The sequence below is a fragment of the Allobosea sp. NPDC055594 genome (assembly GCF_053618995.1).
In genome coordinates, this window is the sequence record NZ_JBSHIO010000005.1 from 88,493 (window position 1) to 109,729 (window position 21,237).

The 21,237-nt window shown below is 68.0% G+C and carries 16 protein-coding genes; 14 read left to right on the forward strand and 2 right to left on the reverse strand.

Annotation, left to right across the window (positions count from 1 at the left end; all coding sequences use genetic code 11):
• Positions 1 to 27 precede the first annotated feature (27 nt).
• The 11 genes from ACWGRX_RS12005 to recN all read left to right on the forward strand — a co-directional run bounded on the left by ACWGRX_RS12005 (position 28) and on the right by recN (position 14,124).
• Positions 28 to 1,167: an FtsW/RodA/SpoVE family cell cycle protein gene (locus ACWGRX_RS12005; RefSeq protein WP_452117724.1), complete on the forward strand. Its 1,140-nt coding sequence runs from the start codon at positions 28 to 30 to the stop codon at positions 1,165 to 1,167.
• On the forward strand, positions 1,164 to 2,264 hold the full coding sequence (gene murG, locus ACWGRX_RS12010) for an undecaprenyldiphospho-muramoylpentapeptide beta-N-acetylglucosaminyltransferase (RefSeq protein WP_452117725.1): 1,101 nt from the start codon (positions 1,164 to 1,166) through the stop codon (positions 2,262 to 2,264). The genes ACWGRX_RS12005 and murG overlap by 4 nt, the downstream gene beginning before the upstream one ends.
• Before the next feature lie 23 nt (positions 2,265 to 2,287).
• On the forward strand, positions 2,288 to 3,700 hold the full coding sequence (gene murC / locus ACWGRX_RS12015; protein ID WP_452117726.1) for a UDP-N-acetylmuramate--L-alanine ligase: 1,413 nt from the start codon (positions 2,288 to 2,290) through the stop codon (positions 3,698 to 3,700).
• Positions 3,697 to 4,620, forward strand: coding sequence for a UDP-N-acetylmuramate dehydrogenase (gene murB / locus ACWGRX_RS12020; protein WP_452117727.1), 924 nt, complete (start codon positions 3,697 to 3,699; stop codon positions 4,618 to 4,620). Before murC ends, murB begins: the two co-directional genes overlap by 4 nt.
• 349 nt (positions 4,621 to 4,969) lie before the next feature.
• Positions 4,970 to 5,884 (forward strand): D-alanine--D-alanine ligase, encoded by a 915-nt coding sequence (locus ACWGRX_RS12025; protein ID WP_291636802.1) that lies wholly within the window; start codon positions 4,970 to 4,972, stop codon positions 5,882 to 5,884.
• A gap of 26 nt (positions 5,885 to 5,910) precedes the next feature.
• Positions 5,911 to 6,816 carry a cell division protein FtsQ/DivIB gene (locus ACWGRX_RS12030; RefSeq protein ID WP_291636804.1) on the forward strand — a complete coding sequence of 302 codons (906 nt, stop codon included), beginning with the start codon at positions 5,911 to 5,913 and terminating at the stop codon, positions 6,814 to 6,816.
• Positions 6,813 to 8,138: a cell division protein FtsA gene (gene ftsA / locus ACWGRX_RS12035; protein WP_291636805.1), complete on the forward strand. Its 1,326-nt coding sequence runs from the start codon at positions 6,813 to 6,815 to the stop codon at positions 8,136 to 8,138. The genes ACWGRX_RS12030 and ftsA overlap by 4 nt, the downstream gene beginning before the upstream one ends.
• 131 nt (positions 8,139 to 8,269) lie before the next feature.
• Positions 8,270 to 9,976 carry a cell division protein FtsZ gene (ftsZ, locus tag ACWGRX_RS12040; protein ID WP_291646981.1) on the forward strand — a complete coding sequence of 569 codons (1,707 nt, stop codon included), beginning with the start codon at positions 8,270 to 8,272 and terminating at the stop codon, positions 9,974 to 9,976.
• Between the two features lie 318 nt (positions 9,977 to 10,294).
• Positions 10,295 to 11,245: a UDP-3-O-acyl-N-acetylglucosamine deacetylase gene (lpxC, locus tag ACWGRX_RS12045; RefSeq protein WP_291636808.1), complete on the forward strand. Its 951-nt coding sequence runs from the start codon at positions 10,295 to 10,297 to the stop codon at positions 11,243 to 11,245.
• A gap of 174 nt (positions 11,246 to 11,419) precedes the next feature.
• Positions 11,420 to 12,322, forward strand: coding sequence for an outer membrane protein assembly factor BamD (locus ACWGRX_RS12050; protein WP_291636810.1), 903 nt, complete (start codon positions 11,420 to 11,422; stop codon positions 12,320 to 12,322).
• Positions 12,323 to 12,435: 113 nt separating this feature from the next.
• Complete coding sequence (gene recN, locus ACWGRX_RS12055; protein ID WP_452117728.1) at positions 12,436 to 14,124, forward strand: DNA repair protein RecN; 1,689 nt, start codon at positions 12,436 to 12,438, stop codon at positions 14,122 to 14,124.
• Between the two features lie 5 nt (positions 14,125 to 14,129).
• On the opposite strand, the gene aidB is transcribed toward recN, so the two are convergent.
• Positions 14,130 to 14,948, reverse strand: coding sequence for an AidB family quorum-quenching N-acyl homoserine lactonase (aidB, locus tag ACWGRX_RS12060; RefSeq protein WP_452117729.1), 819 nt, complete (start codon positions 14,946 to 14,948; stop codon positions 14,130 to 14,132).
• A 231-nt stretch (positions 14,949 to 15,179) separates the two neighbouring features.
• Here aidB and ACWGRX_RS12065 point away from each other — a divergent pair, with 231 nt between their 5' ends.
• Both ACWGRX_RS12065 and ACWGRX_RS12070 read left to right on the forward strand, forming a co-directional pair.
• A complete protein-coding gene (locus ACWGRX_RS12065) occupies positions 15,180 to 17,219 on the forward strand; it encodes a DEAD/DEAH box helicase (protein WP_452117730.1) in 2,040 nt (679 codons plus the stop codon).
• A 416-nt stretch (positions 17,220 to 17,635) separates the two neighbouring features.
• A complete protein-coding gene (locus ACWGRX_RS12070; protein WP_291636819.1) occupies positions 17,636 to 17,890 on the forward strand; it encodes a PepSY domain-containing protein in 255 nt (84 codons plus the stop codon).
• Between the two features lie 119 nt (positions 17,891 to 18,009).
• Here ACWGRX_RS12070 and ACWGRX_RS12075 read toward each other — a convergent pair whose 3' ends face one another.
• A complete protein-coding gene (locus ACWGRX_RS12075; protein ID WP_452117731.1) occupies positions 18,010 to 18,828 on the reverse strand; it encodes a DUF2189 domain-containing protein in 819 nt (272 codons plus the stop codon).
• Between the two features lie 194 nt (positions 18,829 to 19,022).
• Here ACWGRX_RS12075 and ligA point away from each other — a divergent pair, with 194 nt between their 5' ends.
• Complete coding sequence (gene ligA, locus ACWGRX_RS12080; RefSeq protein WP_452117732.1) at positions 19,023 to 21,173, forward strand: NAD-dependent DNA ligase LigA; 2,151 nt, start codon at positions 19,023 to 19,025, stop codon at positions 21,171 to 21,173.
• The last annotated feature ends 64 nt before the right edge of the window (positions 21,174 to 21,237 follow it).

Consider the following 21,237-nt stretch of genomic DNA (forward strand, 5'->3'; position numbering starts at 1 on the left):
GCCTGTTCGCTGACGGAGCCCACATAGATGACCTCGCGCGCAGAACCCAGCCTGAGCGGCCGCTGGTGGTGGTCGATCGACCGCGTCATCCTCTCGACCATGGTGGCGCTGATGGTCTCCGGCGTCGTGCTGCTAATGGCGGGGGGGCCGCCGGTCGCCGAGCGCCTCGGCCTGCCGACCTTCCATTTCGTCAACCGCCAGGCGGTCTATCTGCTGGCGGCGCTCGCCGTCTTCCTCGCCACCTCGCTGCTGACGCCGCGCCAGGTGCGTCGTGCCGCGCTGATCGTCTTCGCCGTCTCGCTGGCGGGCGTGGTCGGCACGCTCTATTTCGGGGTCGAGGTCAAGGGCGCCAGGCGCTGGCTGACGCTCGGCCCACTCGGCTCGGTGCAGCCTTCGGAGTTCCTCAAGCCGGCCTTTGTGGTCATGGCGGCCTGGGCCTTCGCCGAGGGCGGGCGCCGGCCCGATCTGCCGGGCACGATCATCGCTTTCCTGCTCCTGCCGCTGACCATCGTGCCGCTCGTCCTGCAGCCTGATTTCGGCCAGACGGTGCTGGTCACGCTGGTCTGGGCCGGCTTGTTCTTCGTCGCCGGGCTGCACTGGTTCTGGGTGATGGGGCTCGGCGGCGCCGGGGCCTTCGGCCTGCTGATCGCCTACCAGCTCGTGCCGCATGTCCGCGGCCGCATCGAGCGCTTCATGGACAAGGGCTCGGGCGACACCTTCCAGGTCGACACCGCGCTGGAGAGTTTCGCGCAGGGCGGCTGGCTCGGCAAAGGGCCGGGCGAGGGCACGGTCAAGCGCATCCTGCCCGACGCCCATACCGATTTCATCTTCGCGGTGACGGCCGAGGAGTTCGGCGTCGTCGTCTGCATGGTCCTGGTCGCGATGTTCGCGATCATTGTGCTGCGCGCGCTCTTCGTGGCGCAGCGTGCCGAAGACCCGTTCGTGCGCCTAGCGGTGACCGGTCTCGCCTTGCTGTTCGGCATCCAGGCGGCGATCAACATGATGGTCAACCTGCACATGATGCCGGCCAAGGGCATGACCTTGCCCTTCATCTCCTATGGCGGCTCCTCGCTGATCTCGCTGGCGCTCGGCACCGGCTTCCTGCTGGCGCTGACACGCAAACGGCCAAGGGCCGAGAACTTCGGCCAGACGGGACGCCGGCAGTGACAGCGGGAGCGCAGGCGCCTCTCATCGTGCTCGCCGCGGGCGGCACAGGCGGGCATCTCTTTCCGGCCGAGGCGCTGAGCCATGCGCTGCATGCGCGCGGCCTGCGGGTCGCCCTGATCACCGATACCCGCGCCGCCGAATATGCCGGCAGCTTCCCGGCGGAATCGATCCATGCCGTGCCGGCGGCGACGCCGTCCGGCCGCTCGCCGCTGAAGATGCTGCAGGCGGCGCTGGTTCTGGCAAAAGGCGCCTTCGCGGCGCGCCGTGCGATCAAGGTCTTGCAGCCGGCACTCGTCGTCGGCTTCGGTGGCTATCCGACCGTGCCGCCGGTCTTCGCCGCGGCGCTGATGGGCGTGCCGACCTTGGTCCATGAGCAGAATGCCGTGGCCGGCCGGGCGAACCGCTTTCTCGCCGGACGGGTGAAGGTGATCGCCACCGGCTTCGCCGAAGTCGGCGGGCTCTCCGCGGCGCAGGCGGCGAAGTGCCGCCTGGTCGGCAATCCCGTGCGGCCGGCGGTCCTCCAGGCCGCCTCGCCCTATCCCTCGCTCGATGGCGGGGTGAACCTGCTCGTCTTCGGCGGCAGCCAGGGCGCGCGCGTCATGGCCGATATCGTGCCTCCCGCGATCCAGCTGCTCAGCCCCGAGGAACGGGCGAGGATCTCCGTCGTCCAGCAGGCGAGGGCCGAGGATGGCGAGCGGGTGCGCGGCATCTATGCCGGGCTCGGCGTCAAGGCCGAGATCGCGCCCTTCTTCAAGGACCTTCCGGCGCGGATGGCTGCCTCTCACCTTGTCGTCGCGCGCTCCGGCGCTTCGACCATCGCGGAGCTCTCCGTGATCGGCCGGCCGGCGCTGCTGGTGCCGTTGCCGGGCTCGCTCGACCAGGACCAGGCGGCCAATGCCGCAGTGCTCGAAAAGGCGGGCGGGGCCATCCGGATCATGCAGCCGGACTTCACGCCGCGCCGGCTCGCCGGGGAGCTTTCGGGACTGCTCGCCGACCCCTCGCGCTTGACTGCGATGGCTGCGAGCGCCAAGAGCGCCGGAATCCCGGACGCCGCCGACCGGCTGGCGCGCCTGATCGCCGAAACCGCCCAGATCTGAATTTTCCAGAAGAGTACCGCACCATGAAGCTGCCGCCGAAGCTCGGCTCCATCCATTTCGTCGGTATCGGCGGCATCGGAATGTCGGGGATCGCCGAGGTGCTGCACAATCTCGGCTACAAGGTCCAGGGCTCGGATGCCTCGGACAACGCCAATGTCCGGCGCCTCGCCGAGAAGGGCATCACGACCTTCGTCGGCCACGCCGCGGCCAATCTCGGCGAGGCCGAGGTCGTCGTCGTCTCGACCGCGATCAAGCGCGACAATCCGGAACTGATGGCGGCGCGCGAGAAGCGCCTGCCGGTGGTGCGGCGGGCCGAGATGCTGGCCGAGCTGATGCGGCTGAAGAGCTGCGTCGCCATCGCCGGTACCCATGGCAAGACCACCACGACCTCGCTGGTCGCGACCCTGCTGGACAAGGGCGGGCTCGATCCGACCGTGATCAATGGCGGCATCATCAACGCCTATGGCACCAATGCCCGCATGGGCGAGAGCGACTGGATGGTGGTCGAGGCCGACGAATCGGACGGCACCTTCCTGAAGCTGCCGGCCGATGTCGCGATCATCACCAATATCGATCCCGAGCATCTCGACCATTTCGGCACCTTCGACGCGATCAAGGGAGCCTTCCGCTCCTTCGTCGAGAATCTGCCCTTCTACGGCTTCGCGGTGATGTGCATCGACCATCCGACCGTGCAGGAGCTGGTCGGCCAGATCGAAGATCGCCGGGTCATCACCTATGGCGAGAACCCGCAGGCGGATTTCCGCCTCGTCGACATCGATCTCTCCGGCGGCCAGGCCCGCTTCACCCTCTTGATCCGCGACCGCAAGAACGGACGCGAGGAGGTGATCCGCGACCTCGTCATGCCAATGCCGGGCCATCACAATGCGCTGAACGCCACGGCCGCGATCGCCGTCGCCTATGATCTCGGCGTGCCGGTCGAGACGATCCGCCAGGGGCTCGCCGGCTTCGGCGGCGTCAAGCGCCGCTTCACCCGTACCGGCGAATGGAACGGTGCCCAGATCTTCGACGATTACGGCCACCATCCGGTCGAGATCGCCGCCGTGCTCAGGGCGGCGCGCGCCTCGACCAAGGGCAAGGTCGTCGCCGTGGTGCAGCCGCACCGCTACACGCGGCTCGCCAGCCTGTTCAACGACTTCGCCTCCTGCTTCAACGACGCCGACACGGTGATCGTCGCCGAGACCTATGCGGCCGGCGAGCAGCCGATCCCCGGCGCCGATCGCGACGGGCTGGTCGCGGCGATCAAGGCGCGCGGCCATCGCCATGCGCTGCCACTGTCATCCTCCGAGAAGCTCGCCGGCATGGTCGCGACGCTGGCTGGACCGGGCGACTATGTCGTCTGCCTCGGCGCCGGCAACATCACACAATGGGCCTATGCCCTGCCGGGCGAACTCGCGGCGCTGGGGGGCGGCAAGTGAGCTTCCCGGACATCACGCCCGCTCTCCATGCCGCCGCGCCCGAGCTGCGCGGGCGCCTCGTCGCCAATCAGGAGATGGCGGGGCTGACCTGGTTCCGCGTCGGTGGGCCGGCGCAGGTGCTGTTCACACCGGCTGACGAGGCCGATCTCGCCTATTTCCTCTCACGCCTGCCCGCCGAGATCCCGGTGACGGTGGTGGGGCTCGGCTCCAACCTGATCGTGCGCGATGGCGGCATTCCCGGCGTGGTCATCCGCCTCGGTGGCAAGGCCTTCGGTGAGATCGTCCGCGAGGACGGCGACAGGCTCCGCGCCGGTACCGCGACGCCCGACGTCAAGCTGGCCCGGGCGGCGGCCGATGCCTCGCTCGACGGGCTCGCCTTCTATCGCGGCATTCCCGGCTGCATCGGCGGGGCGCTGCGGATGAATGCCGGGGCGCATGGCGGCGAAACCACCGACGTGCTGGTCGAGGCGCGCGGCGTGACGCGGGCCGGCGAGATCATTACCTTCTCGCATGCCGATATGGGCTTCAGCTACCGCAACGCGACGGTGCCGAGCGACGTCATCTTCACCTCGGCGCTGTTCCAGGGCCGGCCCGGTGATCAGGCCGCGATCCTCGCCGAGATGGACCGCGTCACCTCGGCACGCGAGGCGGCCCAGCCGATCAAGGAGCGCACCGGCGGCTCGACCTTCAAGAACCCCGAGGGCGGCAAGGCCTGGCAACTGATCGATGCTGCCGGCTGCCGCGGCCTGCGCATCGGCGGAGCCCAGGTCTCGGAGATGCACTGCAACTTCCTGATCAACACCGGCGGTGCCAGCGCCGCCGATATCGAGGGGCTGGGCGAAGAGGTTCGGCGCCGGGTCAAGGACAATTCCGGCTACGAGCTGCACTGGGAGATCAAGCGCTTCGGCGTCGCCGCCTGAGCGGATCCGGCCGGGACGGGCTCCTCGGCTATGGCGTCGATTGCCAGCGTGACAGGCGCGCTTCGCCCGCGCTGGCCTGCCGACACGACAAGGCCCGGCTTACGAGCCTTCGCAGATCCAGTGGCGGCTCCCGCCTCGCCAGCCGTGCTGGCAGGGCGAGCTCCGCGCATGTCCTCGAAGCAATGTGCGCGTGTCGGCGCGAGGCTCGCCGGACATCTTTCGCCGGTGCCGGAAACAGGTGATGCGCCGCCGCCACAGCCGGCTCTGCATTAACCGGGAGCGCGACTTCTTAACGCGTCGTTAACCATATCTGGCCAGTTTCGCCGCAGGTGCGGAGCTTGGAGCCAGCATGAGCAAACATGTCGCAGTTCTGATGGGCGGATGGTCCGTGGAGCGCGAGGTCAGCCTGAATTCCGGTGCCGGCTGTGCCGCCGCGCTGGAGCAGGCCGGTTTCCGCGTCACCCGGGTCGACGTCCAGCGGGACGTCGCGGCGGTGCTCGACAAGCTCCGGCCCGACGTCGCCTTCAACGGGCTGCATGGCCGCTTCGGCGAGGATGGCACCATCCAGGGTCTGCTCGAGATCATGGGCATCCCCTATACCCATTCCGGCGTGCTCGCCTCGGCGCTCGCCATCCGCAAGGACAAGGCCAAGATGGTGGTCGCCGCGGCCGGTGTTCCGGTCGCGCATGGCGTCAACGTCTCGCGCTTCGAGGCTGCCAAGCGCCATGTGCTTCAGCCGCCCTATGTGCTCAAGCCGATCGACGAGGGATCCTCGGTCGGGGTCGTGATCGTTAAGAAAGGCCGCGAGCATCCACCCCAGGAAATCGCCCGGCCGGACTGGCCCTGCGGGGACATGCTGCTGGCCGAAAACTTCATCGCCGGACGCGAGCTGACCTGTGCCGTGATGGACGGCAAGTCATTGGGGGTGACGGAGATTCGGGCGGCGACGGGCGAGTTTTACGACTACGACGCAAAATATGCGAAAGGCGGTTCGTTCCATATCTGCCCCGCTCAAATTTTACCGAATATTTACCAGCGGATCGAAGAGTGTGCGTTAACGGCGCATCAAGCAATCGGGTGCCGCGGCGTCAGTCGTTCCGACTTCCGATATGACGACGAGACCGACACTCTCGTCTGGCTGGAAGTGAACACGCAGCCCGGCATGACCGAAACCAGCCTGGTACCCGAACTGGCCGCCCACGCGGGCATGAATTTCAGTGAGCTCGTCACATGGATGGTGGAGGACGCCTCCTTAAATCGGTGAATGCGGTGCTGGCCGGTGCTGGTCCGATGAAGCCGATGCACGCTGCGGGGCCTCAGCTCCTCGTCGGCGAGCGCTCGCGCCGCTGGTTTCGCGGCTCGCGGCGCAGCGCTTTCGCGCTGCCCCTGGCGCAGCGCCTGCCGCGTGGCCTGGGCTCCTGGCTGGCGGTCGGTTTCCTGGCGCTCTCGGCGACGACGGGTGCTGCACTTGGCGGCCATTTCGAGACGCTGCGCGAGACCTATGGCGAACCCAAGCATGCGCTGGCACGGCTGATCGGCCTCGGCATCGACCGCGTGACGATTTCCGGCCTGACCGAGCTTTCCGAGATCGAGGTGCTGGTCGCCGCCGGCATCGATCCGAAGATCTCGCTCGCCTTCTTCGACGCCGATGAGGCGCGCCGGCGGCTCGAATCGACGCCGCTGATCCGCGAGGCCTCGGTCCGCAAGCTCTATCCCGGGGAGATCGCGATCAACCTCGTCGAGCGCGAGCCTTTCGCGCTCTGGCAGTCGAAGGGCGATCTCTTCCTGATCGCGGCCGACGGCACGGTGATCGATCGCATGGATGACGGCCGCTTCGCCCATCTTCCGCTGGTCGTCGGGGTCGACGCCAATCTGCGCGCTCGCGACTATGTCGCCCTGCTCGCCGCGGCCGGCCCGTTCGCCTCGCGCATCCGCGCCGGCAGCCTGGTTGCCGGCCGCCGCTGGAATCTCAAGCTCGACACCGGCATCGACATCCGCTTGCCCGAAACCGAAACCGGCGCTGCGCTGAAGCGGCTGGTCGGCCTCGAGCAGGATTTTCGGATCAGCGAGAAGGACCTTATCGCCATCGACCTGCGCCAGCCCGACCGCGTGACCATGCGCCTGACCGAGGAGGGCGCGGCCGCAAGGGCCGAGCTGCTCAAGAACAAGGGCAAGAAGAAGGGAGGCGAGGCATGAGCCTGACCTCCCAGGGCCTGACGCCGCGGATGCGGCCGCTTTCCTCGCGCAAGAGCGCGACGCTGTCGATCCTGGACATCGGCACGAGCAAGGTCGTCTGCCTGATCGCCGAGCTCAATCCGGCGGAAGCGAACGAGCGCCTGCGCGGCCGTACCCATGTCGCCCGCATCGTCGGCATCGGCCATCAGCGCTCGCTCGGCCTGAAGGGCGGTGCGATCATCGATCTCGACAGCGCCGAGCGCGCCATCCGGGCCGCGGTCGACGCCGCCGAGCGGATGGCCAAGGTCGAGGTGCAGTCGGTCATCGTCAATCTGACCGGCGGCCGGCTGAACTCGCAGCACTACCAGGCCAGCGTTGAGCTGCGCGGCGGTTCCGTCGGCGATTCCGACGTGAAGCGCGTGCTCGCGGCCGCGGCCAACCATGCGATCCGCCCGGGCAAGGCGGTGCTGCATGCCTTGCCGACGGGCTATGCCCTCGACGGTTCGCCCGGTGTGCTCGATCCGCGCGGCCTGATCGGTGGCTCACTCTCGGTCGACATGCATGTCGTCGCCTCCGAGGCGGCCGCGGCGCGCAACGTCATGCTCGCGGTCGAGCGCTGCCATCTCGAGGTCGAAGCCGTGGTCGCGACGCCTTATGCGGCCGGGCTCTCCGTGCTGGTCGACGACGAGGCCGAGATGGGCGTCGTCGTGGTCGACATGGGCGGCGGCACGACCTCGCTCGGCGTCTTCGGCGGCGGTCACCTGACCCATGCCGACGCCATTGCGGTCGGCGGCAACCACATCACCATGGACGTGGCGCGCGGGCTTTCGACCCGGGTCTCGGCGGCCGAGCGACTGAAGACGCTGCACGGCTCGGCGATCTCGAGCCCGTCCGACGATCGCGACACCATCGCAGTGCCGCAGGTCGACGACGATGAGCGCGACATGCCCAACCATCTGGCGAAGTCGCATCTGGTGCGGATCATCAAGCCGCGCGTCGAGGAGATCCTCGAACTGGTGCGCGACCGGCTCAAGGCCGCAGGCTTCTCGGCCGAGGCCGGAAGGCGCGTCGTCCTGACCGGCGGCGCCTGCCAGCTCACCGGCATGCCGGAGGTCGCGCGGCGCGTGCTCGGCGGCCAGGTCCGTACCGGGCGGCCGCTCGGCATCCGCGGCTTGCCCGAAGCGGGCAAGGGCCCGTCCTTCGCCGCTGCGGTCGGCCTTCTGGTCTATCCGCAGGTCGCCCATGTCGAGCATTTCGAGCCGCGGGCCGGCGCATCCTACTTCGCCCATGCTGCCGACGGGTATTTCTCGCGCGTCGGCCGCTGGCTGAAGGAGAGTTTCTGAGTGTTGCGATCCGCATGGCCATCCGGCCGGGCGGAGCGGAGTGAGTTCTTGAGAAACGGGGCCGCGGCCCCTGGCGTGGAATACGGGACGGCGCCCGCCAGGGACCGGACGGAAATTTGAAAGAGGCAATCATGGCGATGAATCTGCAAGCCCCGGACATCCGGGAACTGAAGCCCCGAATCACCGTGTTCGGCGTCGGCGGCGCCGGCGGCAACGCGGTGAACAACATGATCGAGGCCGGCCTCGACGGGGTCGATTTCGTCTGTGCCAACACCGATGCCCAGGCCCTGGCGCTGTCGCGCGCGCCGCGCATCATCCAGATGGGCCTGCAGGTCACCGAAGGCCTCGGCGCCGGCTCGCAGCCGGAGGTCGGGCGCGCGGCGGCCGAGGAGGTTGCCGACGAGATCCGCGATCACCTCGCCGGCGCCCATATGGTCTTCATCACCGCCGGCATGGGCGGCGGTACCGGCACCGGCGCGGCCCCGGCCATCGCCCGTGTCGCCCGCGATATGGGGATCCTCACCGTTGGCGTCGTCACCAAGCCGTTCCAGTTCGAAGGTCACCGCCGCATGCGCATGGCGGAGGCCGGCATCGGCGAGCTCAACGAAGCCGTCGACACGCTGATCGTCATCCCGAACCAGAACCTGTTCCGTGTCGCCAACGAGAACACCGGTTTTGCCGACGCCTTCGGCATGGCCGACCAGGTGCTCTATTCGGGCGTCGCCTGCATCACCGACCTGATGGTCCGTCCCGGCCTGATCAATCTCGACTTCGCCGACGTCCGCGCCGTGATGCGCGGCATGGGCAAGGCGATGATGGGTACCGGCGAGGCGCAGGGCGAGAAGCGCGCGCTGTCCGCCGCCCAGGCCGCGATCAACAACCCGCTGCTCGACGATGTCTCGATGAAGGGTGCGCGGGGCCTGCTGATCTCGATCACCGGCGGCCGCGACATGAAGCTCTACGAGGTCGACGAGGCCGCCACCCGCATCCGCGAGGAGGTCGATTCCGAGGCCAACATCATCGTCGGCGCGACTTTCGACGAGGCGCTCGAAGGCACCGTCCGCGTCTCGGTCGTCGCGACCGGGATCGACAAGCCGGTGAGCTCGCAGGCCGAGGTCGATGCGACCGAGGCGCGCATCGCCGAAGTGGCCGAGCGGCTGAAGGCCGAGGCGCGCCTGCGCTCTGCGGTTCCCAATATCCGCACGAACGCTGTCCCGATGCCGGCCGCCGTGCCGCAGCCGGAGCCGGCCCCGGAACTTCGCCTGCCGCTGGCGCCGGAACCGGTTCGTCAGGCCGCGCCGAGCTTCGCTGCCGATGTCCGCATCGAGCCGGTGCAGCCGCGCCAGGCTGTGGTCGCGCCGCCCATGCCCGCCCCGGCGCCGATCGAGGCCGAGTTGCCGCATCTGGAAGACAGCTTCATTCCGCCCGCGCCGGAGCGCGCCGTGATCCGGCCGACCCGCATGCCGCGGATTGAGGACCTGCCGCTGCCGGCGCAGAATCAGATCGCGCAGACCCGCGCCGCCGTGGCCGCGCCGCCGCCGGCCGTCTCCGCCGACCAGAAGCGGATGTCGCTGATGCAGCGCCTGGCCTCCGTCGGCTTCGGCCGCAAGGAGGAGGAGGTCGCCGAGGCTCCGGCGCCAGCACCGCGTCCGGTGCCGCCGGCGCCGGTGGCGCCGCCGAGCGCGGCTCATGCCGAGTTCATGCGCCGTCCGGCCGCGCCGCAGGCCTCTCGCCCGGCTCAGGGCCAGCTCGATCCGCTCGGCCGCGCCGCTCCGAGCCGTCCCGCCGAGGACGATCATCTGGAGATCCCGGCCTTCCTGCGTCGCCAGTCGAGCTGAGCTCGCGCTGGTCTCGGGACCGGTTTTAAACAACGAGCCCGGCGCAAGCTTGCGCCGGGCTTTTTTTAACGTCAAAAAAACCATGTACATCAATTGGATGGTTAGGTTTTTGGCGCTCCTTGAATCCTGTTACAGAGCGAAAGAAAGCGTGATTTTGAAGCCCCGCCTCCTGCGCTTATCTTGCAGGGCAACACCGGGGAAGACGGATTCGGGGCCATGCTCTGGATCCCTCGTTTCAAGGGAACCGCGATCGATCACCAGATTGGTGGCGCCGCTAGGCGCCGGGCCTGATCGTCGCGCTAAGGATCGGATAAGAGTATGATGGCTGACCGGCAGACGACCCTTCGCTCGCCCGTGACCCTTGAGGGCATCGGCGTTCATTCGGGAGCTCCCGCCTGCCTGTGCCTGCGCCCCTCTGCCGCCAATACCGGTGTCGTCTTCCTCCGCAAGGGGCTCGAAGGCGGTCATGAGCAGTTGATCCACGCCCGCCACAACAAGGTCAGCGCCACCGAACTCTGCACCGTGGTCGGCGAGCAGGCTTCCGGTTCGGTCGCCACCATCGAGCATCTGATGTCGGCCTGCGCCGGTCTGGGGCTGGACAATGTCCTGGTCGAGATCGACGGTCCGGAAATGCCGATCATGGACGGCAGTGCCTCCGAGTTCGTCAAGGCGATCGAGGCGGCCGGAATCGTCGCGCTCGGCGCTGCCCGCCGCTATCTCAAGGTGCTGCGTACGGTCCGCGTCGAGAACGGCCGCGCCTTCGCCGAGCTGTCGCCCGCCGAATCGGGTTTCCGGCTCGATGTCGAGATCGATTTCGACACCACCGCCATCGGCCGTCAGCGCAAGATCTTCGATCTCGATCCGCAGGCCTATGCCAGCGAGATCTCCCGCGCCCGCACCTTCGGCTTCATGCGTGATGTCGAGCAGCTCTGGAAGGCCGGCTTCGCGCTCGGCGCCTCGCTCGACAACACCGTCGCCATCGGCGACGACAAGGTGATCAATCCTGAAGGCCTGCGCTATGCCGACGAGTTCGTGCGCCACAAGGTGCTCGACGCGGTGGGCGATCTCTCTTTGGCCGGCTACCCGATGCTCGGCGAGTTCCGCTCCTATTGCGGCGGCCACCGGATGAACATCCGTATCCTCGAGGCACTCTTTGCCGATCGCGCCAATTACGCGATCGTCGAGGCCGAGCCGGTCTACGCGCCGCGCGCCGTCCAGATGGCGGCCAGCGTGCCGATGCCGGCGGCTCTTGCGCCCGATCTGCACTGAAAATCGGCGACTGAACGACGCCACGCCTTGCATTCGCCGGTTTCCTGTCGGAAGCACGGCGCCGATTGCATTGCATGAAGCGCCCTTCATGGTTGGCGAAATGGCGACTTCTGGAGTAAAGCCATTTTCGCCCGCCCTCGAAAGCGGCGCTGAAGGACGGATGAAGTGAGCGTCATGCGGCTGAAGACATTCAATACCGGCGAAATGGCGGGCGGCGGCAAGCGGCTCGCGCTCGTGTTCTCGCTGGCGGCCGCGCTCGGCGGCTGCGACACGCTGAGCTCGATCAATCCGTTCGACCGCCCGGAAGTCTACAAGCCCGAAGTGCTGCCGACGGTGCCGGCTGACAAACTCTACAATGAGGGCCTGGCGCGACTCCAGAACGGCGACAGCGAAGGCGCCAGCAAGAAGTTCGAGGAGATCGACAAGCAGGCGCCGTTCTCGCCCTATTCGCGCAAGGGTCTGATTCTCACCGCCTATTCGAACTATCAGGCGAGCCGCTGGGACGACGCGATCACCGCTTCCAAGCGCTTCCTGGCGCAGAACCCGGCGAGCCCGGACGCAGCTTACGCGCAGTACATCCTGGCGATGTCCTATTTCAACCAGATCCCGGATGCGACGCGTGACCAGGAGCGGACGGAGCAGGCGCTGCGGGCGATGCAGGAGTTGCTCGACCGCTATCCGAAGTCCGAATACGTCGTCGACGTGCGCGAGAAGATGCTGGTCGCGCGCGACCAGCTCGCCGGCAAGGAGATGAATGTCGGCCGCTTCTATCTCGAGAAGCGCAATTATGCCGGCGCCGTGAACCGTTTCCGCGACGTCATCACCAAGTACCAGACGACGCGCCATGTCGAGGAGGCGCTGATGCGCCTGACCGAAGCCTATATGGCGCTCGGCATCACCAATGAGGCGCAGACGGCTGCGGCGGTGCTGGGGCATAATTTCCCCGACAGCCCCTGGTACAAGGACGCCTATTCGCTCCTCGAAAGCGGCGGATTGCAGCCGCGCGAAGATCGCGGCTCCTATATCAGCCGGCTGTTCAGCGGTTTCAGCCGCACCGTCACCGGCCTGATCCGCTGAACCCGCGGGCGCGCGGAAACGGCCTTGCCGTGCACGCCCCGTCGGCCCGGCTTTCGCTACGGTCCGCTTCCGGCGGCCGCGCCCCGCATCTGCGCACCGGCTGAGTCCGCATCATGCTCGCCCAGCTCTCGATCCGCGACATCGTTCTGATCGACCGGCTCGATCTGGCCTTTCATGACGGGCTCAGCGTGCTCACCGGCGAGACCGGCGCTGGCAAATCGATCCTGCTCGACGGTTTCTCGCTCGCCCTCGGCGGGCGCGGCGATGGCGGCCTCGTCCGCCATGGCGAGACGCAGGGCCAGGTCAGTGCCGTCTTCGATCTGCCGCTCAGTCATCCCGCGCGGGCGCTGGCGCAGGCGCAGGAGATCGACACCGATGGCGATCTGATCCTGCGCCGTGTGCAATATGCCGACGGGCGGACCCGGGCTTTCATCAATGACCAGCCGGTCAGCGTCCAGATCCTGCGCATGGTCGGCGCGGCATTGGTCGAGATCCATGGCCAGCATGACGACCGGGCGCTGACCGACCCGGCCCAGCACCGATCGATCCTCGACGGTTTCGGCGAGCTGACGCGGCAGGCCGGCGAGGTCGCGCAGGCCAGCGACGTGCTGAAGCGTGCCCGCCAGGCCTTGCAGAGTCAGCGCATGCGGGTCGAGACCGCGCGCAAGGAAGCGGATTTCCTGCGCCACGCCGTCGCCGAGCTCGGCAAGCTCGCGCCAGAGCCGGGTGAGGAGGAGGCTCTGGCGGCTCAGCGGCAGGGCATGATGCAGGCCGAGAAGGTCGCGCGCGATATCGCCGAGGCTTATGAGGCGGTCGGCGGTGGCGCCTCGCCGGTTCCGGGCCTGTCCGGCGTGCTGCGCCGGCTCGAGCGCCGCGCCGTGCAGGCGCCGGGCCTGATCGATCCCTCGACCGCGGCGCTGAACACCGCGATCGTGGCGCTGGAGGAGGCGGGCGAGGCGCTCGCGGTGGCGATGCGCGCGGCCGAATATGATCCGCGCGTGCTCGAACGGGTCGAAGAGCGCTTGTTCGCCCTGCGCGCCGCGGCGCGGAAGTTCGACGTGCCGGTCGATGCCTTGCCGGCGCTGGCCGAGACCATGGCCGCCGATCTTGCCGCCCTCGACGAGAGCGAGGGCTCGCTGAAGCGGCTCGAGGCGGAACTGGCCGAAGCGGAAGCCGCCTATATCGCCGGGGCGACCGCGTTGTCTGCCGGTCGGGTTCGTGCCGCCTCCGCACTTGATGCAGCCGTCAAGATCGAGCTGCCGCCGCTGAAGCTGGAGCGCGCCCGCTTCATCACCCAGATCGACAGCGATCCCGAAGCGCGCGGGCCGGAAGGTTTCGACCGCGTCGAGTTCTGGGTCGAGACCAATCCCGGCACGCGGCCGGGCCCGATGATGAAGCTCGCCTCCGGCGGCGAGCTCTCGCGCTTCATGCTGGCGCTGAAGGTCGTGCTGGCCGAGCGCGGCTCGGCGCCGACCCTGGTCTTCGACGAGATCGATACGGGTGTCGGTGGCGCCGTCGCCGATGCGATCGGCGAAAGGCTGGCGCGGCTGGCGGCCCGGGTGCAGGTGGTCTCGGTGACGCATGCGCCGCAGGTCGCGGCCAAGGCGGGACGACATTTCCTGATCGCCAAATCGGCGCAGGCGGGCAAGGACGCCAAGGAGCGCACGGTCACCCGCGTCACGCCGCTGGAAGTGGAGACGCGCCGCGAGGAAATCGCCCGCATGCTCGCCGGGGCGTCGATCACCGAGGAGGCGAGGGCGGCGGCGGCAAGGCTGCTCGCCGCTGCCGGGATACGCGGCTGAGGTCTTCAGGCCGGGACCAAGTCGTATCCGGGCTTCTTTTCGACGACACGCCTGAAACCTTCGATATGACCGCCTGAGACGATCCAGGCTTCGCGCGCGGCGCGTGCGAGGATCGCGCCGCGGGAGGCACGGGCAGTGGCGGCGTCGAAGTCGTAGATGAAGCCGATATCTGGATCGCTGGCCTGCAGATCGGAGAGATGCAGCGCATCGCCCCAGAGCAGCAGGCTCTCCTCGCCCTCGATCAGATAGCCGCTATGGCCGGCGGTGTGGCCGGGGAGAGGGATCAGCGTGATGCCGGGCCGCACGCTGCCTGCCGGGACGGAATGGATGCGGCCGCCATAGTGCCTCTTCACCGCTGCGGTGATTGCAAAGCCTCCCTGCCGGTTCTGTGGTGTCTGCGCGCGATAGCCTTCGTCTCCGAAGAAGACGAAATCCGCCTCGGGCACGATGATCTCGGCTTTCGGAAAACGGGCGCGTTCGCCGTCGAACAGGCCGAGCGTGTGGTCGCCGTGAAGATGCGTGATCAGGACACGCTCGACCTGTTCGGGAACGATGCCTGCCTTGGCCATGGCGGCGGGCGCATGACCCATCGCCTCGCCCCAGGAAGGGCCGGCGCCGGCATCGATCAGCGTGATGCCGTCGGCGCCCTTCAGGGCGAAGCAGTTGACGGGGATGCGGACCTTCGGCTTGGCCCAGCGCGTCACGGCTCCGTCGCGAGCGGCTTCGCCTCCCGCATGGATCAGGACATCGAGCGGCGCCTCGAAGACGCCATCGTCTAGGATGAGCACGTCATAGGGGCCGAAACGCCGCCAAGTCTCGCTCATGTTCACTGGCCCCCTCCGATGCATTCTGCTTAGATCACGTGGCTCTCGCCGCCGACAGCGGCGCTGTCGGCATGGCCGGTCTCCGCGGCCGCATACGGGATGAGCCGATGCTGCATTCCCTTTTCCCGCGATTTCCTCTATGTGCAGCGCAATATCGCGGTGCCGCGTCCGGCGCCGCCCCTCGTTCTGCGTGCTGCCCACCCGCCAGCTGCAATCTAAGGCCTGACATCGATGTCCTTCATCTCCACGAGTGCGCCGCTCGCGCGTGCGCTCGCCGAACGCAATTACAGCGAGCCGACGCCGGTCCAGAACGCGGTTCTCGAAGCCGCGGCGGCCGGGCGCGACCTGCTCGTCTCCTCGCAGACCGGCTCGGGCAAGACCGTGGCCTATGGGCTCGCCATCGGCGAGACGCTGCTTGAGGGCGCCGAGACGCTCGGCCGCGCCGGCAAGCCGCTGGCACTGATCATCGCGCCGACGCGCGAGCTGGCGCTCCAGGTCCAGCGTGAGCTGAACTGGCTCTACCAGCAGGCCAATGCCCGCGTGATCTCCTGCGTCGGCGGCATGGATCCGCGCCGCGAGGCCGCCTTGCTCGACGAGGGTGCTCATATCGTGGTCGGCACGCCCGGCCGCCTGCGCGATCATATCGAGCGGGGGCGGCTCGACGTCTCCGAGCTGCGCGCGGTCGTGCTCGACGAGGCCGACGAGATGCTCGATCTCGGCTTCCGCGATGATCTCGAATTCATCCTGAAGACCGCTCCCGAGGACCGGCGCAGCCTGCTGTTCTCGGCGACGCTGCCCAAGGCGATCATCGCGCTCGCCAAGAGCTATCAGCGCGACGCTCTGCGCATCGAGGTCGCCGGAGCCGATCGTGGCCATGCCGACATCGAATACAAGGCGGTCCGGGTCTATCCGAAGGAGGCCGAGCTCGCGGTCGTCAACCTGCTGCGCTTCCATGACGCTGCCTGCGCGCTGGTGTTCTGCAACACCCGCAATGCGGTGCGCCATCTCGAGGCCGCATTGCTCGAGCGCGGTTTCGCGGCGGTCTCGCTTTCGGGCGAACTCGGCCAGAGCGAACGCAACTCGGCGCTGCAGGCGCTGCGCGATGGGCGTGCCCGCGTCTGCGTCGCGACCGACGTCGCGGCGCGCGGCATCGACCTGCCGGGGCTGACCCTGGTGATCCATGCCGAGCTGCCGAACGATCCCGAGGTGATGCAGCACCGCAGCGGCCGCACGGGGCGCGCCGGGCGCAAAGGCACGAGCGTGCTGCTGGTGCCGCCTTCGCGCCGTCGCAAGGCCGAGATGCTGCTCGGCGCCGCCGGGGTGCAGGCTCTCTGGGGCGGCCCGCCGAGCCAGGACGAGATCCGCGCGCTCGACCAGGAGCGCCTGCTGCAGGATCCGCTGCTCTCCGGCGAGCCGGGCGAGGACGATGCCGGGATGATCGAGGCGCTGCTCGCCGGGCGTTCGGCCAATGAGCTCGCCGCGGCGCTGGTCAGGGTCTATCGCTCGCGCCTGCCGGCGACCGAGGAAGTCGGCGACCCCGGTTTCGGCCGCGAGGCCGGGCGCGCGCTGCGTGCGCCCGAGGACTATGCTAGGCCGCGCGACCGCGCCGGGCCGCGTTTCGACAATGCCGACCCGGATGCTCCGCGCAAGGCCGGGCCGCGTGGCGACACGGTCTGGTTCCGCCTCAATGTCGGCCGCAAGGACGGCGCCGATCCGCGCCAGCTGCTGCCGATGCTGTGCCGGCGCGGCAAGATCACCCGCGACGAGGTCGGCGCGATCCGGATCTTCGACAAGGAGACCAAGGTCGAGATCGATGCTGATGTCGCGGAGCGTTTCGCCTCGCTGACGAGCGCTCCCGACCGCGACAGGGTCGTGATCGAGCTGGTCACGGGCGAGGAAGAGCGCCGGCCGGCAAAGCCTTTCGCCGAGAAGGCGCACCACGGCAAGGCGCAGCGGCGTGACGATGCGCCGGCTGAGCGCGGCTTCCGCAAGCCTTATGAAGGCAAGGGCAAGCCGTTCGGCCGGGAGAATACTCGCGAAACCTACGATCCGGTCAGTCGCGATCGCGAGCCGCCGGCCGATGCGGCGGAGTTCCCGCGCGGCGGCAAGCCGTTCGCCGGCAAGCCGAAGCATGGCGAGCGGGATTTCGGCGGCGCGAAGCCGTTCGGAGCCAAGAAGGCGTTTGGCGAGAAGAAGCCCTTCGCCGACAAGAAGCCCTTCGGCGCGAAAAAGCCGTTCGCGGGCAAGAAGCCGCGTCGCGACGATCGTTGAGCCGTTTCGTCCTAGTCCTTCCCAGTCTCCAGATCGCCGAGCGTCCTATCGGACGCGCGCGGGCGATCTAGAGGCCGCAGGAAGCGGATTCCACTTTCGGTCCGGTGCTCAGCGCAGGCCGAGGAAGGACAGGATCGCGAGGACGACGACGACAAGACCGACGATGTAGATGATGTTGTTCATGGCGGAACCCCCCGTTGGTTGCGTCAAGCCGCTCCGGCGCGGCATCAGGCTGCGGCGTGCCTGCCGCAGCCGTTAGAGAACGCGCTTTCGCGCGCCATTGTTCCCCGCCCGTAGAGCGAGCGCGCCTCGCCTGATGCAATTTGTCGCCGTGCTTTCGTCACCCGATGGCTCGAAGTTCGTGGCGGAGTGGCCGCTCGTTGGTCGCTCCGCTGTCCTTGGCGCAGGAGATGTCGATGCGAACTCAATCCATGGCCGCGGGCGCGCTGCTCGCCTTTGCTCTCGCGGTCGGTCCGGCCGTCGCCGCCCCTCCTTCGAACGCCAAGCCCCTGTCCCAGATCGTCGCCGGCATCGAGGCCGTCAGCGGTTTTGCGAGCATCAAGGAGGTGGATTGGGACAGCAACGGCTACTGGGAGATCGAGTACTTCAAGACCGACGGCTCGAAGGTCGAGGTCAAGATCGACCCCGTGACCGGTTCGCCGCGGCGATGACCGGCTGAGCGTCGGCCGCCGAACCTTTTTGCAAATAAGAGGCGGCCGTCGCCCCGGCGCACGCTCTCGAAGGACCGGGTTCCGATCCTTCCCGATTGCCTGCGCGCTCGGGGACGACGCTAGCGCGGCACGACCTTGCGGTAGATGTGCCAGCTCGCATGGCCGAGGATCGGCATCACCACCATCAGCCCGACCAGCACCGGCAAGGTGCCGAGCACCAGCAGCGCGGTGATCGTCAGGCCCCAGCACATCATCGCGCGCGGGCTCGCCTCGACCGCAGCGATCGAAGTCCGCACGGCGGTGCCGATGTCGACATGCCGGTCCAGCATCAGCGGGAAGGAGACGACGGTCAGCGAGAAGGCGGTGATGGCGAAGAGCAGGCCGAGCGCATTGCCGACGATGATCAGCGTCCAGCCGTTCACGGTGGTGAAGAGCGGCACCAGGAAGCTCTCGGCCGAGGTCAGCGGCACGCTGCCCATCAGCCAGCGATAGAGCAGCCAGGCGCTGAGCAGCCAGGCGATGAACAGTCCGGTCAGCAGGCCGCCGAGCGTCGCGATCGGCCGGATCGCCGGGGATTTCAGCACGGCGAAGGCATGTAGCCAGGACGAGTTGATGTGGAGCTCGCGGCGGCGGCTGATTTCATAGAGACCGACCGCGGCGAAGGGCCCGAGCAGGGCGAAGCCGCCGAGCAGCGGGAAGAGCAGCGGGAAGATGTTGTAGCTCACCGTCAGCCGGGCGATGACGATGCCGGCCACCGGATAGATCAGGGCGAGGAAGAGCAGATGGCTTGGCTGTGCCATGAAGTCGGTATAGCCGCGCCGCAACGCGTCGCCGATGTCGCCGAGCGTCAGGGCACGGACGGGCAAAGCCTCGGCGGGCCCGGTGGCGTGCATGGAACTCATATTGGGGTGCGGGTGGGTGCTGTTGATATCGGCCATGGCGATCATTCCGGTTCCAGCCCGGTTCGCCTCGGTGGCCCTGACGTAATCCCTGGTTCGAGAGCCTTGAGGCGTCGAGCATCCAATTGTCAGCGCGGCAAGCTTACACCCGGTGGGCTCCTGTCACAAATCGACGAGCGGAAACGTGACAAGGGGAGCTTCGCAGGGGATGGCCCCTGCTCTAGAACAGCGCCATGGCTGCCAATGTTCCCACCCCCGTCGAAGACCTGACGCCCGAAGCGGCGCGTGCCGAGCACAAGCTGCTCGCCGCCGAGATCGCCGCGGCCGATCGCGCCTATTTCCAGGACGATGCCCCGATCCTGGACGACGCCGTCTATGACGAGAAGCGCCGGCGGCTCGATGCGCTGGAAGGTGCCTTTCCCGAGCTGAAGGGTGCCGAGGCGCTCTCGGACAAGGTCGGTGCCAGACCGTCAGGCAAGTTCGCCAAGATCCGCCATCGCGTGCCGATGCTCTCGCTCGGCAATGCCTTCTCCGACGAGGACGTCGGCGATTTCGTCACGCGGGTGCGCAGCTTCCTAGGCCGAAAGGACGACCAGCCGATCGCCTTCACCGCCGAGCCCAAGATCGACGGGCTTTCGCTCTCCCTGCGCTATGAGAAGGGCGAGCTCGTCAGCGCTGCGACGCGTGGCGATGGCGAGGAGGGCGAGGACGTCACGGCGAACGCCCGCACGATCGTCGAGATTCCGCAGCGGTTGAAGGGCAACGACGTTCCGGAAGTCGCGGAGGTGCGCGGCGAGGTCTATCTCGGCCATGCCGACTTCGCCGCGATCAACCAGCGCCAGCGCGAGAAGGAGGAACGGGAGTTCGCCAATCCGCGCAATGCCGCCGCCGGCTCTCTTCGCCAGCTCGATGTCTCGATCACCGCCTCGCGCCCCTTGCGCTTCTTCGCCTATGCCTGGGGCGAGATGCCGGTCCTGCCGGCGGAGACCCAGCTCGGCATGGTCGGGACCTTCGCGCGCTGGGGATTTCGCACCAATCCGTTGATGGTCCGCTGCGAGAGCGTGGACGAGTTGCTGGCGCATTACCGGCTGATCGAGGCGCAGCGGGCGACGCTCGGCTACGATATCGACGGCGTGGTCTACAAGGTCGACGAACTGGCACTGCAGGCGCGGCTCGGCTTCGTCGCGCGCGCGCCGCGCTGGGCGATCGCGCACAAGTTTCCGGCCGAACTCGCGACCACGGTGCTGGAAGCCATCGACATCCAGGTCGGCCGGACCGGGGCGCTTTCGCCGGTGGCGCGGCTGAAGCCGGTCACGGTCGGCGGCGTCGTGGTCACCAATGCGACGCTGCACAACGAGGACTACATCCGCGGCTTCGATTCGAAGGGCGAGACGATCCGCGGCGGCAGCGATATCCGCATCGGCGACACCGTCACGGTGAAGCGGGCTGGCGACGTGATCCCGCGTGTCGAGGCGGTCGATCTTTCGAAGCGTCCGGCCGATGCGAAGCCTTATGAGTTTCCGACGAGCTGCCCGGTCTGCGGCTCGGATGCGGTGCGCGAGCATAATCCGCGCTCGGGCAAGGAGGATGCGGTGCGCCGCTGCACCGGCGGGCTGATCTGCGCGGCGCAGGCGGTCGAGCGTCTCAAGCATTTCGTCTCGCGCGACGCGCTCGACATCGACGGGCTCGGCGACAAGCAGATCGAGTTCTTCCACGCCGATCCCGATCTGCCAGTGAAGGAACCGGCCGATATCTTCACGCTGGCGCAACGCGATCAGGCGAACCTGAAGAAGCTCAAGGACAAGGAAGGCTTCGGCACGACCAGCACGAAGAAGCTGTTCGAGGCGATCGAGGACCGGCGCAAGCCACCGCTCAACCGCTTCATCTTCGGGCTCGGCATCCGCCATATCGGCGAGACCAATGCGCGGCTTCTGGCGCGAAATTACGGTTCCTTCGAAGCCCTGCAGGCCGCCTGCCTCGCCGCCGAGGCCCCCGAAAGCGAGGAGCGCGCGGCACTCGACGCGATCGACGGCGTCGGCCCGACCGTGGTCGAGGCGCTGCTGCAATTCTTCGCCGAAGCCCATAATCAGGAGATGCTGGCGCGGCTCCTGACGCAGGTCGCGCCGCAGCCGCTGGAAGAGGTCGCCTCCTCGAGCCCGGTCGCCGGCCAGATCGTCGTCTTCACCGGGGCGCTGGAGCGGATGACCCGCGACGAGGCCAAGGCGATGGCCGAACGGCTCGGCGCCAAGGTCGCCGGCTCGGTCTCCTCGAAGACGAATTTGCTGGTGGCGGGGCCGGGCGCCGGCTCGAAGCTCAAGGATGCCGCCAAGCACGGGGTCAAGGTGATCGACGAGGCCGGCTGGTTCGAGCTGGTGGGAGGGTAAAGCGGCCGTCATGCTCGCCCTCGTGGCGAGCATCCACGTCTTGAACACCGCGCTGCCCGAATGA

Bases quoted from the DNA above. Each gene is read 5' to 3' on its own strand.
- ligA (WP_452117732.1), top strand. From the start codon at position 19,023: ATGGCTGCCAATGTTCCCACCCCCGTCGAAGACCTGACGCCCGAAGCG.
- recN (WP_452117728.1), top strand. From the start codon at position 12,436: ATGCTCGCCCAGCTCTCGATCCGCGACATCGTTCTGATCGACCGGCTC.
- ACWGRX_RS12075 (WP_452117731.1), bottom strand. From the start codon at position 18,828: ATGGCCGATATCAACAGCACCCACCCGCACCCCAATATGAGTTCCATG.
- ACWGRX_RS12065 (WP_452117730.1), top strand. From the start codon at position 15,180: ATGTCCTTCATCTCCACGAGTGCGCCGCTCGCGCGTGCGCTCGCCGAA.
- ACWGRX_RS12025 (WP_291636802.1), top strand. From the start codon at position 4,970: ATGAGCAAACATGTCGCAGTTCTGATGGGCGGATGGTCCGTGGAGCGC.
- ACWGRX_RS12050 (WP_291636810.1), top strand. From the start codon at position 11,420: ATGCGGCTGAAGACATTCAATACCGGCGAAATGGCGGGCGGCGGCAAG.
- ftsA (WP_291636805.1), top strand. From the start codon at position 6,813: ATGAGCCTGACCTCCCAGGGCCTGACGCCGCGGATGCGGCCGCTTTCC.
- ftsZ (WP_291646981.1), top strand. From the start codon at position 8,270: ATGGCGATGAATCTGCAAGCCCCGGACATCCGGGAACTGAAGCCCCGA.
- murC (WP_452117726.1), top strand. From the start codon at position 2,288: ATGAAGCTGCCGCCGAAGCTCGGCTCCATCCATTTCGTCGGTATCGGC.
- ACWGRX_RS12030 (WP_291636804.1), top strand. From the start codon at position 5,911: ATGAAGCCGATGCACGCTGCGGGGCCTCAGCTCCTCGTCGGCGAGCGC.
- ACWGRX_RS12005 (WP_452117724.1), top strand. From the start codon at position 28: ATGACCTCGCGCGCAGAACCCAGCCTGAGCGGCCGCTGGTGGTGGTCG.
- lpxC (WP_291636808.1), top strand. From the start codon at position 10,295: ATGATGGCTGACCGGCAGACGACCCTTCGCTCGCCCGTGACCCTTGAG.
- ACWGRX_RS12070 (WP_291636819.1), top strand. From the start codon at position 17,636: ATGCGAACTCAATCCATGGCCGCGGGCGCGCTGCTCGCCTTTGCTCTC.
- aidB (WP_452117729.1), bottom strand. From the start codon at position 14,948: ATGAGCGAGACTTGGCGGCGTTTCGGCCCCTATGACGTGCTCATCCTA.